Origin of the sequence: Kitasatospora sp. NPDC056783, from assembly GCF_042789895.1 — a bacterium.
Classification (GTDB): Bacteria; Actinomycetota; Actinomycetes; order Streptomycetales; family Streptomycetaceae; genus Kitasatospora.
Genome location: NZ_JBHUAF010000724.1, coordinates 1 through 1,127 on the forward strand (window position 1 = coordinate 1; position 1,127 = coordinate 1,127).

Genomic DNA, 1,127 nt, shown 5'->3' on the forward strand with positions numbered 1-1,127 from the left:
TGGTGGGTTGGGCTCATGTCCTCAGGCATGAGCCCAACCCGAAGAACCGCTCTCGCATTTTGCGTAGGAAGTCGGCCGAGCCGACTTCCCGCGCGGAAGCCGTTCGCCGAGGGGCCCGGCTCAGCTCGCGGTCAGGCCGGCGACGAGTTCGTCGGCGGCGCCGTACGGGTCGAGGCCGCCGTCGGCGACCCGCTCGGCCAGAGCGGCGAGGTGCCGGTCGCCGCGCAGGTCGCCGATCCGGGCGCGCAGTTCGGCCAGGGCGATCGCCTCGATCTCCTGGGCGGCCCGGCGGCGGCGGCGCGCGGCCAGTTCACCGTGCTCCTCCAGCCAGGCGCGGTGCTTCTCCAGCGCCTCGACCACCTCGTCCACGCCCTCGCCGCGCGCCGCGACGGTCTTGACGATCGGCGGGCGCCAGTCCCCCGGCTCCCGGGCCTCGCCGAGGCCCAGCATGTGGTTGAGCTCCCGCGCGGTGGCGTCGGCGCCGTCCCGGTCGGCCTTGTTGACCACGAAGACGTCGCCGATCTCCAGGATTCCGGCCTTGGCCGCCTGGATGCCGTCGCCCATCCCCGGGGCCAGCAGCACCACGGTGGTGTCGGCCTGGGCGGCGACCTCCACCTCGGACTGGCCCACCCCGACGGTCTCGACCAGGATCACATCGCAGCCGGCCGCGTCCAGCACCCGCAGCGCCTGCGGCGCCGCCCAGGAGAGCCCGCCGAGGTGGCCCCGGGTGGCCATCGAGCGGATGAACACCTCCGAGTCGGTGGCGTGGTCCTGCATCCGGACCCGGTCGCCCAGCAGCGCGCCGCCGGAGAACGGCGAGGACGGGTCGACGGCCAGCACCCCGACCCGCTTGCCGAGCCGCCGGTAGGCGGAGACCAGCGCCGAGGTGGAGGTGGACTTGCCGACCCCGGGCGAGCCGGTGAGGCCCACCGTGTACGCCCGCCCGGTGTACGGCGCGAGCGCGGCCATCGCCTCCCGCAGCTGCGGCGCGGCGTTCTCGACCAGCGTGATCAGCCGGGCGACCGCCCGCGGCCGGCCCTCCCGGGCCTGCTCGACCAGCGTGGCGACATCGATCATCAGGAGCTCCTTGCGCAGATGCCGAAGGGGCTGCGGACCGCCACCGGCGG

Annotated in this window: 1 protein-coding gene; it reads right to left on the reverse strand. The window is 74.9% G+C overall.

Annotated elements, in window-relative coordinates; genetic code table 11:
* Window positions 1-120 precede the first annotated feature (120 nt).
* Window positions 121-1,077: a methylmalonyl Co-A mutase-associated GTPase MeaB gene (meaB, locus tag ACFRMQ_RS40885; protein WP_380736007.1), complete on the reverse strand. Its 957-nt coding sequence runs from the start codon at window positions 1,075-1,077 to the stop codon at window positions 121-123.
* Window positions 1,078-1,127 lie beyond the last annotated feature (50 nt).

Coding starts and splice junctions, on each gene's coding strand:
- meaB (WP_380736007.1), bottom strand. CDS start 1,077: ATGATCGATGTCGCCACGCTGGTCGAGCAGGCCCGGGAGGGCCGGCCG.